The sequence below is a fragment of the Streptomyces sp. NPDC085524 genome, assembly GCF_044541755.1.
In the GTDB taxonomy this organism is placed as follows: Bacteria; Actinomycetota; Actinomycetes; order Streptomycetales; family Streptomycetaceae; genus Streptomyces.
Genome location: NZ_JBITTH010000005.1, coordinates 231570 through 246756, shown reverse-complemented (window position 1 = coordinate 246756; position 15187 = coordinate 231570). Strand labels below are relative to the sequence as shown.

The window sequence follows — 15187 nt, the reverse complement described above, 5'->3', positions numbered from 1 at the left end:
GCGCAGTCAGGACCCCGGCGGGGCAAAATCCAGCCCCGCCGGCGATTGAGGCGCGGGGTCCGGGGCGGATCCACAGGGGCGGAGATGCCGCCGGGCAGGGGCCGGGTCGGCCGAGGTCACACCGTGGCGGCAACGCTGCCCGATCGGCGTGTGCTAGCTTAGAGCTCGTTGCAGTTGTGGTACCCATGAACTTTATGTGCGCCTGACGGGAATGTTCCTCAGGCGCTTTTATTGTTTTTGCCGGATTCTCCCGGATGGGGCCCTTGCCGCCTACTCAGGAGATTCAAATGGCACTTGGCACCGTGAAGTGGTTCAACTCGGAAAAGGGCTTCGGCTTCATCGAGCAGGACGGCGGCGGTCCGGACGTGTTCGCCCACTACTCGAACATCGCCACCCAGGGCTTCCGTGAGCTCACCGAGGGCCAGCGCGTGTCCTTCGACGTCACCCAGGGCCAGAAGGGCCCCCAGGCGGAGAACATCCTCCCCGCCTAATTTCTTCAGCTTGCCGGGGTCCGCGCCGTGAGGTGCGGGCCCCGGCTTGTCTGCTGTCTCGACCTTTGTTTTACCTGCCGGTTTCAGGAGGGCTTTCTCGCATGACCAGCTCCAGCTCCGCACGACCCAGCCGCCGCCCCACCCGGGGCCGAGGTGCGGCCCAGGGACGTCCGAAGGCTGGCGCGGGACGGCAGAAGTCCGCCCCCGCCCCCCGGCCCCAGGAATTCACCATGCCCGAGCCGATCACGCCGGCGCTGCCGCCGGTCGCCGCGTTCGAGGACATGGGCATGCCCGAGGCGCTGCTGAAGACCCTCGCAGCCCAGGGCGTCACCGAGCCGTTCCCGATCCAGGCCGCGACGCTGCCGAACTCGCTGGCCGGCCGTGACCTGCTCGGCCGCGGCCGCACCGGCTCCGGCAAGACGCTGGCCTTCGGCCTGGCGCTGCTGGCCCGGACCGCGGGCCGCCGCGCGCAGCCGAAGGCGCCGCTCGCGATGGTCCTCGTACCGACGCGCGAGCTCGCGCAGCAGGTGACCGACTCCCTGGCCCCGTACGCCACGGCCGTCAACCTGCGCATCGCGACCGTCGTCGGCGGCATGTCGATCAACCGGCAGTCGGGCGCCCTGCGCCGCGGCGCCGAGGTGCTCGTCGCCACCCCCGGCCGCCTCAAGGACCTCATCGACCGCGGTGACGCCGACCTCTCGCAGGTTTCGATCACCGTCCTCGACGAGGCCGACCAGATGACCGACATGGGCTTCATGCCGCAGGTCACGGCCCTCCTCAAGCAGGTCGAGCAGGGCGGTCAGACCATGCTGTTCTCGGCGACCCTCGACAAGAACATCGACAAGCTCGTCAAGATGTTCCTCGACGACCCGGTCGCCTTCTCCGTCGACCCGTCCGCCGGTGCGGTCAGCACGATGGAGCACCACGTCCTGTACGTCATGGACGAGACCGACAAGAAGGCCGTGGCCACGCGCATAGCTGCCCGCGACGGCCGGGTGATCATGTTCGTCGACACCAAGCGGGGTGTCGACCGCATGGTCAAGAAGCTCCTCGCGGAGGGCGTACGCGCCTCCGGCCTGCACGGCGGGCGCTCGCAGCCGCAGCGCAACCGCACCCTCGACTGGTTCAAGACGGGCGAGGTCACCGCACTGATCGCCACCAACGTGGCCGCCCGCGGCATCCACATCGACGACCTCGACCTCGTCGTCAACGTGGACCCGCCCACCGACCACAAGGACTACCTGCACCGCGGCGGCCGTACCGCCCGGGCCGGCGAGTCCGGCAGCGTGGTCACCCTGGTGCTGCCCGACCAGAAGCGGGACATGACCCGTCTGATGTCGGACGCCGGGATCTCCCCGCGCACCGCGCAGATCAAGTCCTCCGACGAGGAGCTGGCCCGGCTCACCGGCGCCAAGGAGCCCTCGGGCGTCCCCGTGGTGCTGGAGGTGCCGCAGCAGCCCGCCCCGGCGAAGCCGCGCAGCGGTTCCGGTTCCGGTTCGCGCCGCCGCTCGGGCGGGCCGCGCACCGGCTCCGCCGCGTCCGGCGCCCCGGCGTCCGGCGGCCGCGGCCGCCGCTCCGCCGGCGGTGGCTCCGGGCAGGCCCCGGCCGCCTCCGGATCGGGCCAGGCCCGCCGCGGACAGGGCGGCGCCGGCGGCGCGGCCACCGGTTCCGGCGAGCGCGGCCGGCGCTCCGGCGGTGCCGCCTCGGGCGGCGCGGCCGCGGCATCCGCGCGCAGCCGGGTCGGCTCGGGCGGGCAGGGCCGCCGCCGGGCGGTCTGACCGAATGCCTTCACCACGACGCCGGGCGGTGCGCGAAGCACCGCCCGGCGTCGTGCTGTCGTACGCCGGTCAGCGGACCATCTTGTTCTGCAGCTTCGCCAGCGTCCGCAGGTCCAGGCCGAGGCCGTCCGTCAGATAGCCGTAGAAGCTGCCGTAGTCGGCCTTCATCTGCGCGGTCGCCGCGTCCAGGTAGTCCTGGCGGACTTCCTGGAGCGGGATCAGCAGGTCGGGGTTCTGCATCCGGCCGGACTGCTTGAGGCCCGCCCGCACCTGGGCGTCGTAGGTGGCGCGGAAGGTGTTCGACGCGAGGTAGTCGCGCTCGGCGGTGGCCTCGGGGACGGCCAGCGCGCGCAGCAGGACGTAGCTCATCCAGCCGGTCCGGTCCTTGCCGGAGGTGCAGTGGTAGAGGAGCGGCCCCTGCTTGCCGTCCGCTATCTCGCGGATGGTCTGCGCGAACTGCGCCCGGTTCTCGGGGCTGGTCACGAAGTTGCGGTAGACGTCCCGCATGTACGCCTCGGCGCGGCCGCCGCCGAGCATCTGCTCCTGCTTGACGGGGTCGCCGGTGGCGATCGCGCCGACCAGCGTCCCGTAGAGGCCGAGGTCGTTGACCGGGCGCGCGGTGGGGGAGAGTCCTGCGGGCAGCTTGTCGGCGCCGTCGTACTGGATCTCCATGGGGACGCGGAAATCGAGGACCTTCGTGAGGCCGAGACCGGAGACGGTGGTGACGTCCGCAGCGGTCAGCTTGCTCAGGGCGTCCGAGCGGTAGACCAGGCCCTGGCGGACCTGACCGCCGGTCCAGGTGCGGTAGCCGCCCAGATCGCGGAGGTTGACCGCGGCCTGGAGGGGGATCTGGCGGATCGTTTCAGCCTGCTGCTCCCGGTGGTGCCGGGCACTGGCCCCGGCTCCGGGCGCCGCCGCCGCGTACGCGGAGGCGGGCAGGGTCCCGATGACGAGTGCGGCGGCGGCCGCCGCAGTCGCCAGGCGGATTCGGGCACGGCTCATGTGTGCGACTCCTGTGACGGAGAAGGGGGAATCACCCTGGTGGTGGCAGGGTGCGGAGCGAGTGCAGTTCTTCGAGTGCCTGTCGTGCTTCGGCCATGACGCGGGAGACGAGCTCCGCACAGGACGGGAGATCGTCGATCACCCCCGCGACCTGGCCGGATGCCATGACTCCGAGGTCCGTACGGCCCTCGACCATGGACGCCTTGAGGAGCATCGGGGTGTTCGCGGCGAGCAGGACCTGGCTCCAGGACAGGTCCTTGCCGTGTTTCATCGCGAGGCCGTCGCGCACCATCTGCGGCCAGCTCAGGCCGGACAGCTTCTTGAAGCCGGCCGCGTGGCGGACGGCCCGGGCCAGCGCCCGGGTGCGGCCCGCCCGCTCCAGGGAGTCGACCAGCGCGGTCCGCAGCATCCGGTGCGGCAGCCCGTCGACGGCCGTGGTGACGGTGACGTCCTTGACGGTGGCCTTCAGGTACTCGGCCTTCACCGCGTCCGGGACCGTCGAGTCGGAGGTGAGGAGGAACCGGGTGCCCATCGCGATGCCCGCCGCCCCGAAGGCCAGCGCCGCGACCAGGCCGCGGCCGTCACGGAACCCGCCCGCCGCGACCACCGGGATGTCCACGGCGGACACGACCTGCGGGAGCAGCACCGTCGTGGCCACGTCCCCGGTGTGACCGCCGCCCTCCCCGCCCTGCACGATCACCGCGTCCGCCCCCCAGGCGGCCACCTTCTCGGCGTGCCGCCGGGCACCGATCGACGGGATGACGACGACGCCCGCGTCCTTCAGCCGGGCGATCAGCTCCTTGGACGGCGCGAGGGCGAACGAGGCGACCCGTACGCCCTCGTCGATGATCAGCTGGGCGCGCTCGGCCGCGTCCCCGGCGTCCGCCCGCAGATTGACCCCGAAGGGAGTGCCCTCCGGGACCCGGGACTTGACCTCGTGGATCGCGGACCGCAGCTGCTCCATGGTCATCGTCGCCGAGGCCAGGATGCCCAGCGCTCCCGCGTTCGCCGCACCCGACACCAGGCGTGGGCCGGCCACCCAGCCCATGCCCGTCTGCACGATCGGGTGCTCGACACCGACGAGCTTGGTGAATGCCGTCTCCATCGGATCAGCCCCGGACTTCCCGGTCACGCAACCCCTTGGGGTCGATCACCTCGCGGATCAGCCGCAGCTCCTCGGCGGTCGGCTCCCGGGTGAACGGGACGTCGTCGGCGACCGCGAGCTCGAAGCCGGTGGCCTCGCGCACCTGGCCGACGGTGACGCCCGGGTGTACGGAGGCCAGGCGCATCGAGTGGCCGGGGCCGGTGAAGTCGAAGACGCCGAGGTCGCTGACCACGCGGGGCAGGCGGTGGTAGCGGGTGGCCGACGGGCCGGCCGCCTCGGCCCGGTCGTAGCCGACACCGCTGACCATGTCGACGCGTTCGACGAAGACCCGCGTGGAGTGCTTGGGGACCCAGTAGCTCACCGGATTGTTGAGGGTGTTGACCGGTGCTCCGCGCACCCCGAGGAGCTGGCGGGCCGGCTGCGCCCAGTCGCCGATGCAGGAGATGTTCTGGTTGCCGAAGCGGTCGATCTGGCTGGCGCCCATCATCACGTGCCGCCTGCCGCCCGTGACCATGGTCAGGTGGCGCCGGTACGGGAGCCAGCCCTCGGCCGTGCCGTCGAGGCCGACGAGCATGGCCTCGCCGTCGGTCAGCAGCAGGTCGGGGGAGAAGGTCCGCTTCGCGAGCCGGGCGCCGAAGGCGGGGATCAGGCCCATCGGGCTGGCGAGCACCTCGCCGTTGTCGCGCCAGGCTTCCGCGCAGGCGATGACACAGTATTCCGAACGACTGATCACTTCTGCTCCTCGTGCCAGGCCCGGACGGCGGACTGGTAGTCGTGCTCGCCCGCCCCGGACAGGAAGCGGTCGGCGAACTCGGGCCAGGGGGTGGTCGCGTACAGCTTCTGGAAGGCCTCGTCCCGGTCGTAGTCGGGGACGCAGGAGGTGAAGTGCGCGCCGTTCGGCGTCTCCACGACCCCGGTGACGGAGTGGCGGCTGACGAGGAGGGACTGCGGGGGGCCGGACTTGGCGAGTTCGGCGCTCTCCACGATCTGCTCGCAGGAGACGTACGCGGCGTCGGCGGCCTCGCAGAACAGGTCGTCGAAGTACGGGTCCGGGCCCAGGTACTGGGCGTTGCCGAGGCGGTCGGCGCGGTTGAGGTGGACCAGGGCGGCGTCCATCCGCAGGGCGGGGACGGCCACCAGCTCCTCGCCGTCGGCGTAGGGGGAGGTGACGGTGCGCAGCTCCGGGTTGACCCGCATCACGTCGGAGCCGAGGCCGGCCCGGACGGGGAGGAACGGCAGCCGGTTGGCGGCGGCGTGCAGGCCCCACATGAACATGGCCTCGTCGAGCTCGGTGAGGGCGAAGGCGCCGCGCTCGCGGGCGGCCCGGAAGTGGGGCTCCAGGGGGATGGAGTCGAGGGTGGCGAACGGGGCGACGAGCTTGCCGATCCGGCCGGCGGCGGCCAGCAGCCCGACGTCGGGGCCCCCGTACGAGATCACGGTGAGATCGGTGATCTCGGAGCGGAGCAGTGCCCGCACCAGGGCCATGGGCTTGCGCCGGGACCCCCAGCCGCCGATGCCGATGGTCATCCCGCTGCGGAGCTGCCCGACGACCTCGTCCGGGCTCATGGTCTTGTCGGTCATGCGCTGTGTCCCTCTTCCTTCCCGAAGGTGTCCCGCACCCGGTCGGCCACCCCGCTGAGGTTGGCCTCGAAGGTGAAGCCCTGCTCGAAGCGGTAGCTGCGGCGCACGTCCACCGGGTCGATCCCGTTGATGGCGGCCTTGGCCAGCCGGATGAGGTAGCCGTCCTTCCGCGCGATCTCGGCGGCCAGCTCCAGGGCGGCCGCGCGCAGTCCGTCCCGCGGGACCACCTTCCAGACCGAGCCGTGCGCGTGCAGTTCGGCGGCGGTCGCGGTGCGCGAGGTGTAGTACAGGGCGCGCATCAGGTGCTGCGGGACGAGCCGGGCCAGGTGCGTGGCGGCGCCGAGCGCGCCCCGGTCCAGTTCGGGCAGGCCGAAGGTGGCGTCGTCGCTCGCCACGATCGCGTCCGCGTTGCCGACGAGGCCGATGCCGCCGCCGAGGCAGAACCCGTTCACGGCGGCCACGACCGGCACCTCGCACTCGTACACGGCGGCGAAGGCCTCGTAGCAGCCCCGGTTGGCGCCGATGAGGGCGGCGTGGCCGGTGTCGCGCTGCATCTCCTTGATGTCGACGCCGGCGTTGAAGCCGCGGCCCTCGGCGGCCAGGACCACGCACCGGATCTCCGGGTCGCGGCCGGCGGCGCGCAGGGCGTCGGCGAGGTCGTACCAGCCCTGCACGGGCAGTGCGTTGACGGGCGGGAAGTCGACTGTGACGAGTGCGATGCCCTTGTCCGGGCTGGAGGTGGAGACACCCATGAGCGGATCAGCTACCTTTCCACCAAACATTTGTTAGGTGAGGAAGGTAGCAGCCTATGGAGCTCGACGGGAGGGTTGTCGTCGTCACCGGAGGAACCCGGGGCGTCGGCGCCGGAATCGCCCGGTCGTTCCTCGCGGCCGGCGCACAGGTCGTCGTCTGCGCGCGGCGGCCGCCGGAGGAACCCGTGTCGGCGGGCGGCCGGAAGGCGTCGTTCGTACCGCTCGACCTGCGGGATCCGGCCGCCGTGGAGGAGTTCTTCGCCGGGGTCGCGGACCGCCACGGGCGGCTCGACTGCCTGGTCAACAACGCGGGCGGAACCCCGTACCGGCTGCTGGGGGAGGGCGGGGCCGAGCGCCACGCGCGGGTCGTCGAGCTCAACCTGATCGCCCCGATGACGGCCTCCCTGGCCGCCCGTCCGTGGCTGCGGCGGGCCCGGGGCTCGGTCGTGATGATCGGCAGCGTCAGCGGGACCAGGCCCTCACCGGGCACTGCGGCGTACGGCGCGGCCAAGGCGGGCCTGGAGAACCTGGCCCGCTCCATGGCCGTGGAATGGGCGCCCGAGGTGCGGGTGAACTCGCTGGTCCTGGGCATGGTGCGGACCGAGCTGTCCCATCTGCACTACGGGGACGAGGCCGGGATCGCGGCGGTCGGCGCGACCGTACCGCTGGGACGGCTCGCGGAACCCTCCGACGTGGGGGAAGCCGCGGTATTCCTGGCCTCGGACCGGGCGGCGTACGTGAGCGGGGCGAGCCTGCTGGTGCACGGGGGCGGCGAGCGCCCCGCGTTCTTGGATGCGGCAACTGTGAACAAGGAGAGCTGACATGACGGGTCTTGCCGAGGGTCGTGTGGTCGTCGTGACGGGCGCCGGGCGGGGGCTGGGCCGCGCCCACGCCCTGGCCTTCGCGGCGGAGGGGGCGAAGGTCGTCGTCAACGACCTCGGGGTCGGGCTGGACGGGGTGCCGGGGCCGGACTCGCCGGCGGCGCAGGTGGCCGAGGAGATCCGCGCGCTGGGCGGCGATGCGGTGGCGCACGGCGGGGACATCGCGACGAGCGAGGGCGCGGCCTCGCTCGTCGCGGCGGCGGTCGACACCTTCGGCCGGCTGGACACCCTGGTCAACAACGCGGGCTTCCTGCGGGACCGGATGCTGGTCAACCTGGACGAGGACGACTGGGACGCGGTCATGCGGGTGCACCTGAAGGGGCACTTCCTGCCGCTGCGGTCGGCGGCGGCGTGGTGGCGGGCGGAGGCGAAGGCCGGCCGGCCGGTGGCGGCGCGGGTGGTCAACACCTCCTCGGGGGCCGGGCTGCTGGGTTCGGTCGGACAGGGCAACTACAGCGCGGCGAAGGCCGGGATCCTGGGCCTGACGATGGTCGCGGCGGCGGAGATGGGCCGGTACGGAGTCCAGGTCAACGCGATCGCCCCGGCGGCGCGGACCCGCATGACGGAGCAGACCTTCGCGGAAACCATGGCCGCACCGGCCGCCGGGTCGTTCGACGCGATGGCCCCGGAGAACGTGTCCCCGCTGGTGGTCTGGCTGGGCGCGGATGCCTCCGCGGGGGTGACGGGGCGGGTCTTCGAGGCCGAGGGCGGCCGGATCACGGTGATGGAGGGCTGGCGACCGGGTCCTACGGCGGACCGCGGGGCCAGGTGGACCCCGGCGGAGGCGGGCGAGGCCGCGGCGAAACTCCTGGCGGCCGCGGAGGCGCCGCTGCCGGTGTACGGGGCGGTGTAGTCGGGGGCGGGCACGGGTCCCCGCGCGTGCGGGACCATCACCCCCTCGGGCCCCGCCCCGGGGCGGCGTTTGCCCACCCGCCCCCTGGGTGCGGGTGGGTGGGGCGTGCCGGTACCCCGCGGGAGGGACTTTGCCCCTTCGGGCCCGGTTCTGGGGAGTGGTCGTGAGGCCGTTGCCCGGTGGGGCGGGGTGGGCGTGGGGGCGGGGTGTGAGTTGGTCGGAATCAGAGAGGGCTTGGGGCTTTCCCGTCAGTCCCATAGTCCTTCCGTGTCGAAACGGCCTGTCAAGAGCGCTCCTTCGTCGCGTCGCTTCGCGATCGCCTACGGCGACCCTTGACAGGCCGTCCCGCCCCGGAAAGACAAGGACTGCCGGGAAACCCCCAAAAGAACGGGCCGGGGGAGACAACGACAAACGGCCACGTCAGCCATGTCCAGCCCTGCTCCGGCCGGGGCCGGGCCCGGCCTCGGGCCCTCACAGGCCGCCATCCGCACCGGGCAGGCGGCCACCCACCCCCACACCTCGACCACAAGACCCTCAGCCCCCGGCAGGCGCACCAAATCGCTACGCGCTCCTCATTTCTCGGCGTCTGCGGCCCGTCTGGGGCTGGTCTCGCCCCAGATCGCTACGCGCTCCTCGATGACGGCGTCCGACCGCCGTCCGGGGCTGGTCATAGGCAGCCCAAGGACCCGGTTTCCTCCTCCATGACCGCGTCCGACGGCCGTTGAGAGGAGAAAAGCGACCAGACAGCGGCTATGTCGAGGTGTACTCACGTCAGAGCCGGTGGGCGACCAAAAAGGCTGGAGTTATGCCCTAATTGGGCTGTTATGTGTGTGGGTTTGGGGGGACGGTCTCGTCCTGACACGACTACACCTCGGCCAGGGCGAGCATGTGCCCCTTTGGGCCCCTGATCGGCGCCATTTCGTGGTCTCTCAGCCCCGGACGGGGGTCAGCCGCCATGATCGAGGAGCGCGTAGCGATCGATGGCGGCTTATGACCGGCCACGGACGGGCCGCGGACGCCTTTGGCGAGAAGCGCGTAGCGATCTGCCGCGCCACGCCGGAGCGGGGGCCGAGCATCGCCGATACGGCTGGTTGTTTGCCTTCCGCCCGGCCCGTTCTTTTGGGGGTTTCCCGGCAGTCCTTGTCTTTCCGTGGCGGGACGGCCTGTCAAGAGTGGAGCGAAGCGACATCGCGCAGCGACGCGACGAAGGAGCGCTCTTGACAGGCCGTTTCGACACGGAAGGACTATGGGACTGACGGGAAAGCCCCAAGCCCTCTCTGATTCCGCCCGGCCGAAGTCCCGCCTTCCCCCCACCCCGCCCGTCCAGGCAAAGCGGCTCGCGACCACTTCCCCCGAGCGGGGCCCGAAGACGCAAAACCCCCTCCCGTGCGGGCGCCGGCCCCCACCCACCCGCACTCGGGGGCGGGTGGGCAAACGCTGTCCCGGGAGGGGGCTCGAGGGGGGTGAAGTCCCGCGCGCGCGGGAAGCCGTACCCCCCCACCGAAGCGCGCGACCCGCACCCGAAGAGCGCCACCCGTGCTCGGAGCCGCCCTTGGCGCGGCTCCGGGTGTTACCCCTGGTCGGGGGTCGACAGGCGTGCCGCCGCCCTCCGCTGGCGGACGTTCGAGCCGCGCAGGAAGCGGATCACCGTTTCCAGTTCCTCCGTCGTGAACTCCCCGCACAGCTCCGCGACTTCCCGCGCCCAGTCCTCGTACACCGGCTCCAGCTCGCGGATCTTCTCCGGCCGGACCTCGACCACCACCCGCCGCCCGTCCGTCGGGTGTTCGGCCCTGCGTACGTAGCCCTTGCGCTCCAGCCGGTCCACCAGGCCCGTGACCGAGGCCGGGGCGAGGCCCGAGTGCTGGGCCAGTTCCTTCGCGGTGAGCGGGCCGTGCCGCAGCAGCAGGTCGATCGTCTTGGTCTCCGTCGCGCCCAGGCCGCGCCGCTCGGCCACCGCCGAGTGGAACATCACCGTCACCGCGCTGGTCTCCCGGCCCGTCCGGTTGAGTTCCTCCAGAACGCTCGCGCGCCGCGCGTCCACCTCTCCACCCTTTTCACCCTCTTCACCCATGGGGGCAGCTTAGCAAGTCTTTCGTTCGGTCTAACGAAAGACTTGCGGACGCGACCGCCCCCGTGCAACTCTTTCGTTCGTCCGAACGAAAGAGTTTCGAGTTCCGGAGGCAGCCGTCATGGCACCCGCACCCCACCCCCGCCGCTGGGCCGCAGCCGTCGTCATGATGGTCGCCGCGCTCATGGACCTGCTCGACGTCACCATCGTCAACGTCGCGATCCCCTCCATAGGCCGCGACCTCGGCGCCTCGCAGAGCGCACTCCAGTGGCTCGTCTCCGCCTACCTCCTCGGCTTCGCCGCCACCCTGATCGTCTCCGGGCACCTCGGCGACCGGTACGGGCGCAAGGCCCTCTTCCTCGCCGGAACCGCCGGCTTCGGCCTCGCCAGCCTCGGCTGCGGCATCGCCCAGACCCCCGGCCAGCTGATCGCCGCCCGCGCGGTCCAGGGCGTCACGGCCGCCCTCCTCATGCCCCAGGTGCTCGGCTCCTTCCGCACCCTCTTCCAGGGCAAGGAACGCGGCGCCGTCTTCGGGATGTACGGGGCCATCGCCGGCTTCGCCTCCGCCGTCGGGCTGCTGCTCGGCGGGCTGCTCACCGACGCCGACCTGTTCGGCTGGGGCTGGCGCTCCGTCTTCCTCGTCAACGTGCCCGTCGCCGTCGCCACCCTCGCCGCCGGCGCGGTCCTGGTCCCCGCCACCCGGGAGCGCGGCGCCGGCCGGCCCGACCTGCTCGGCAGCCTCGTCCTCGCCGCCGGCCTCGTCGCGATCGTGCTGCCGCTCGTCCAGGGCGAGGCCAACGGATGGCCGCTGTGGGGCTGGCTCTGCCTGACCGCCGGCCTCCTCGCCGTCGCCGGCCTCGGCATCCTCGAAGCCCGCCGGCGCGGCGGCGCGACCGTACCGCTGCTGCCCGCCCGGGCGTTCCGCCTCCCCGCCTTCTCCGTCGGCCTCGCCGTCCAGCTCCTCTTCGCCGTCGGCATGCAGGGCTTCTTCCTGGTCTTCGCGATCTGGCTGCAGGGCGGCCAGGGCTACACCCCGATGCAGGCCGGCCTCGTCACCGTCGCCTTCTCCGTCGGCGGCTTCCTCACCGCCCCGGTCGCGGACACCCTCGCCGTGCGCTTCGGCCGCCTCGTCCTGGCCGCCGGCGCGCTGATGATGGCGGGCGGATTCGCCGGGGTCCGGTACGCCGTCGACCATTCCACCGCCGCGCACACCGGCGCCTGGCCGCTCACCCCCGGCCTGCTTGTCGCGGGCGCCGGCCTCGGCTTCCTCATCGTTCCGCTGGTCAACGTGGTGCTGTCCGCCGTCCCCGCCGACATGGCCGGCGGCGCCTCCGGGATCTTCTCCACCGCCCAGCAGTTCGGCGGCGCCCTCGGCGCGGCCGTCATCGGCTCCGTCTTCTTCGGCGCCCTCGCCGACGGCGGCCCCACCCACGCCCTCAGCACCGCCATGCCCTGGGTGAGCGCCGGGTTCCTGCTCAGCGCGGTGCTGTGCCTGGCCCTGCCCCGCACCTCGGTGTCGCCCGAACCGCTGCCCGAGGCCGAGCCCGTCGCCGCCTAGGAAGCGGGAACGACGTACGAAGCCACGCGGGCCCGGACGCAGACGTCCCGGCCCGCGTCGCCGTTCCGGCCCCGCCGACGGGCGCGGGGTCCGGGCCGGAGCCCAGCAGCCGAGCCGCGGCCGAGAACCGCCACCCCGCCCGGGAGGGCTATCCCGCTCAGCGGGAACACGGCCTCCCGCCCGCGCCCGCCCCCCGCCTACCGTCTGCCGCACCACACACCACCGCAGCCGGGAGGACCCCATGCTGAACGACCGGCACCGGCGCGAAGCCGCCGAGGTACTGCGCGCGGCGGAGCGGCGGCGGGCCCCCGTCCGGCCGCTGACCGAGCTGTACGAAGGCATCGACGCGCAGGACGCGTACGAGATCCAGCTCCTGGGCATCCGCCACCGCACCGAAACCGAGGGCGCCCGCATCACCGGGCACAAGGTCGGCCTCTCGTCCCCCGTCATGCAGGCCATGATGGGCGTCGACGAACCCGACTACGGCCACCTCCTCGACGCCATGGAGCTGCACGAGGACACCCCCGTACCCATCGCCGCCTACTGCGCCCCGCGCATCGAGGTCGAGGTCGGTTTCGTCCTCGGCGCCGACCTGCCCGGCGAGGGCTGCACCGAGGCCGACGTCCTGGCCGCCACCGAACGCGTCGTACCCGCCCTGGAGCTGATCGACAGTCGCATCGCCGACTGGCGGATCTCCATCGCGGACACCATCGCCGACAACGCCTCCTCCGCCGGATACGTCATCGGCGAGGGCCGCGACCCGCGCGACCTCGACCTGAAGGCCGTCGAGGCCCGCCTCACCGGCCACGGCGAGACCCTCGCCACCGGCCGCTCCGACGCCGTACTCGGCGACCCCGCCACCGCCGTCGCCTGGCTGGCCCGCACCGTCGCCCGCTTCGGCGTCCCCCTGCGCAAGGGCCACCTCGTCCTGCCCGGCTCCTGCACCCGCGCCGTGGACGTGACCGCGGGCCGGACCTACACCGCCGACTTCACCGGGCTCGGCTCGGTGTCCCTCTCCTTCTCCTGAGCTCTGAACTCCTGAGGTGACCGTGACCAAGACGAAAGCGACCGCCGCCATCGTCGGCTCCGGCAACATCGGAACCGACCTGCTCTACAAACTCCGGCGCTCCCCGTACATCGAGCCCCGCTGGATGATCGGCGTCGACCCCGACAGCGAAGGCCTCGCCCGCGCCCGGCGCGCCGGAATCGAAGCCTCCCACGAGGGCGTCGACCGGCTCCTGGCCCAGGACGAGCTCCCCGACCTCGTCTTCGAGGCCACCTCCGCCTACGTGCACCGCGCCAACGCCCCGCGCTACGCCGAACTCGGCATCAAGGCGATCGACCTGACGCCCGCCGCCGTCGGCCCCGCCGTCGTCCCGCCCGCGAACCTCACCGCGCACCTGGACCGGCCCAACGTCAACATGATCACCTGCGGCGGACAGGCCACCATCCCCATGGTGTACGCCGTCTCGCGCGTGGTGCCCGTCGCCTACGCGGAGATCGTCGCCTCGGTCGCCTCCGTCTCGGCCGGCCCCGGAACCCGCGCCAACATCGACGAGTTCACCCGCACCACCGCCCGCGGCATCGAGGAGATCGGCGGCGCCGCCCGCGGCAAGGCCGTCATCATCCTCAACCCCGCCGAGCCGCCCGTGATGATGCGCGACACCGTCTTCTGCGCGATCCCGCCCGACGCGGACCAGGCGGCCATCGCCGCCTCCGTCAAGCAGATCGCCGCCGAGGTCGCCACGTACGTACCCGGCTACCGGCTGCGCACCGAGCCGCAGTTCGACGAGGCCTCCGCGATGAACGGCGGGATGGCCCGCGTCGCGATCTTCCTGGAGGTGGAGGGCGCGGGCGACTACCTGCCGCCCTACGCCGGAAACCTCGACATCATGACCGCCGCCGCCACCAAGGTCGGCGAAGAGTTCGCGAAGGGACTCGTCGCGTGAACACCCCGAACGCGAAAACGGACACGTACTCCGCCGGCCTCGACATCCGGATCACCGACTCCTCCCTGCGCGACGGCTCCCACGCCAAGCGCCACCAGTTCACCGGCGAGGACGTACGGTCGATCGTCACCGCCCTCGACGGCGCGGGCGTCCCCGTCATCGAGGTCACCCACGGGGACGGACTCGGCGGCTCCTCCTTCAACTACGGCTTCTCCAGGACCCCCGAGCAGGAACTGATCAGGATCGCGGCCGAGACGGCGCGCAACGCGAAGATCGCCTTCCTGATGCTGCCGGGGCTCGGCGTGAAGGACGACATCCGCGCCGCCCACGCGGGCGGCGGGGAGATCTGCCGGATCGCCACCCACTGCACCGAGGCCGACATCTCCGTCCAGCACTTCGGCCTCGCCCGCGACATGGGCCTGGAAACCGTCGGCTTCCTGATGATGGCCCACTCCACCACCCCCGAGAACCTCGCCCGCCAGGCCCGGATCATGGCCGACGCCGGCTGCCAGTGCGTGTACGTCGTCGACTCCGCCGGGGCCATGGTCATGGACGAGGTCGCCGACCGCGTCGCCGCCCTCGTCGCCGAACTCGGCGACGACGCCCAGGTCGGCTTCCACGGGCACGAGAACCTCGGCCTCGGCGTCGGCAACTCGGTCGCCGCCGTGCGCGCCGGGGCGCTGCAGATCGACGGCTCCACGCGCCGGCTCGGCGCGGGCGCGGGCAACACGCCCGTCGAGGCCTTCGCCGCCGTCTGCCAGAAGATGGGCATCCGCACCGGCATCGACGTACTGAAGATCATCGACGCGGCCGAGGACGTGGTCCGGCCCGTCATGGACGACGAGTGCCGGCTCGACCGGATGGCCCTGCTCATGGGGCACGCCGGCGTCTACTCCAGCTTCCTCAAGCACGCCTACCGGCAGGCCGAGCGCTACGGCGTCTCCGGCGCCGAGATCCTGCTGCGCGCGGGTGAACGCCGCCTGGTGGGCGGCCAGGAGGACCAGCTGATCGACATCGCAGTCGAACTCGCCGAGCGCTAGCGCGCGCGGCGGGGCAGAGCGCCGTTTTGTGCCCGCACCCGCGCATTCAGGCGGGCCGAAACCAGCCCCGCCGGCGTTCGAGGCGCGGGGTCCGGGGCGGAGCCCCAGGAGACGGCGCTCCAGCCGAAC

Annotated in this window: 14 protein-coding genes; 8 read left to right on the top strand and 6 right to left on the bottom strand. The window is 72.4% G+C overall.

The features are described from left to right. The first annotated feature begins 287 nt into the window (after positions 1–287). Positions 288–491 carry a cold-shock protein gene (locus ACIGFK_RS09845; RefSeq protein WP_008743912.1) on the top strand — a complete coding sequence of 68 codons (204 nt, stop codon included), beginning with the start codon at positions 288–290 and terminating at the stop codon, positions 489–491. Between the two features lie 101 nt (positions 492–592). Continuing rightward, a complete protein-coding gene (locus tag ACIGFK_RS09840) occupies positions 593–2269 on the top strand; it encodes a DEAD/DEAH box helicase (protein WP_386469247.1) in 1677 nt (558 codons plus the stop codon). 69 nt (positions 2270–2338) lie between these two features. On the opposite strand, the gene ACIGFK_RS09835 is transcribed toward ACIGFK_RS09840, so the two are convergent. The 5 genes from ACIGFK_RS09835 to ACIGFK_RS09815 are packed head-to-tail and all read right to left on the bottom strand — an operon-like array spanning position 2339 to position 6709. Beyond that, the gene (locus ACIGFK_RS09835; RefSeq protein WP_376661959.1) at positions 2339–3271 is read right to left on the bottom strand and encodes a tyrosine-protein phosphatase; all 933 of its coding nucleotides are present in this window, start codon (positions 3269–3271) and stop codon (positions 2339–2341) included. A 31-nt stretch (positions 3272–3302) separates the two neighbouring features. Further along, positions 3303–4376: an NAD(P)H-dependent flavin oxidoreductase gene (locus tag ACIGFK_RS09830; RefSeq protein WP_376661960.1), complete on the bottom strand. Its 1074-nt coding sequence runs from the start codon at positions 4374–4376 to the stop codon at positions 3303–3305. A 4-nt stretch (positions 4377–4380) separates the two neighbouring features. Further along, positions 4381–5109, bottom strand: a complete 729-nt coding sequence (locus ACIGFK_RS09825; protein ID WP_376661961.1) for a CoA-transferase subunit beta — start codon at positions 5107–5109, stop codon at positions 4381–4383. Beyond that, positions 5106–5957, bottom strand: coding sequence for a CoA transferase subunit A (locus ACIGFK_RS09820; RefSeq protein WP_400051163.1), 852 nt, complete (start codon positions 5955–5957; stop codon positions 5106–5108). The genes ACIGFK_RS09825 and ACIGFK_RS09820 overlap by 4 nt, the downstream gene beginning before the upstream one ends. After that, complete coding sequence (locus tag ACIGFK_RS09815; protein WP_376661963.1) at positions 5954–6709, bottom strand: enoyl-CoA hydratase family protein; 756 nt, start codon at positions 6707–6709, stop codon at positions 5954–5956. Before ACIGFK_RS09815 ends, ACIGFK_RS09820 begins: the two co-directional genes overlap by 4 nt. 56 nt (positions 6710–6765) lie before the next feature. On the opposite strand from ACIGFK_RS09815, the gene ACIGFK_RS09810 reads away from it, so the two are divergent. Together ACIGFK_RS09810 and ACIGFK_RS09805 are read left to right on the top strand one after the other, a co-directional pair. Continuing rightward, positions 6766–7530, top strand: a complete 765-nt coding sequence (locus ACIGFK_RS09810; RefSeq protein WP_386469254.1) for an SDR family oxidoreductase — start codon at positions 6766–6768, stop codon at positions 7528–7530. Between the two features lies 1 nt (position 7531). Further along, the gene (locus ACIGFK_RS09805) at positions 7532–8443 is read left to right on the top strand and encodes an SDR family oxidoreductase (protein WP_376661965.1); all 912 of its coding nucleotides are present in this window, start codon (positions 7532–7534) and stop codon (positions 8441–8443) included. Between the two features lie 1570 nt (positions 8444–10013). Here ACIGFK_RS09805 and ACIGFK_RS09800 read toward each other — a convergent pair. Next, positions 10014–10514: a MarR family winged helix-turn-helix transcriptional regulator gene (locus tag ACIGFK_RS09800; RefSeq protein WP_376661798.1), complete on the bottom strand. Its 501-nt coding sequence runs from the start codon at positions 10512–10514 to the stop codon at positions 10014–10016. A 118-nt stretch (positions 10515–10632) separates the two neighbouring features. On the opposite strand from ACIGFK_RS09800, the gene ACIGFK_RS09795 reads away from it, so the two are divergent. The 4 genes from ACIGFK_RS09795 (at position 10633) to dmpG (ending at position 15058) form a co-directional block, all read left to right on the top strand. Continuing rightward, a complete protein-coding gene (locus tag ACIGFK_RS09795; protein WP_400051160.1) occupies positions 10633–12069 on the top strand; it encodes an MFS transporter in 1437 nt (478 codons plus the stop codon). Positions 12070–12310: 241 nt separating this feature from the next. Further along, positions 12311–13096, top strand: a complete 786-nt coding sequence (locus ACIGFK_RS09790) for a 2-keto-4-pentenoate hydratase (protein ID WP_376661796.1) — start codon at positions 12311–12313, stop codon at positions 13094–13096. Between the two features lie 22 nt (positions 13097–13118). Then, complete coding sequence (locus ACIGFK_RS09785) at positions 13119–14018, top strand: acetaldehyde dehydrogenase (acetylating) (protein ID WP_376661795.1); 900 nt, start codon at positions 13119–13121, stop codon at positions 14016–14018. Next, entirely contained in the window at positions 14015–15058 is a 1044-nt protein-coding gene (dmpG, locus tag ACIGFK_RS09780; RefSeq protein ID WP_376661794.1) for a 4-hydroxy-2-oxovalerate aldolase, read from the top strand. The genes ACIGFK_RS09785 and dmpG overlap by 4 nt, the downstream gene beginning before the upstream one ends. The last annotated feature ends 129 nt before the right edge of the window (positions 15059–15187 follow it).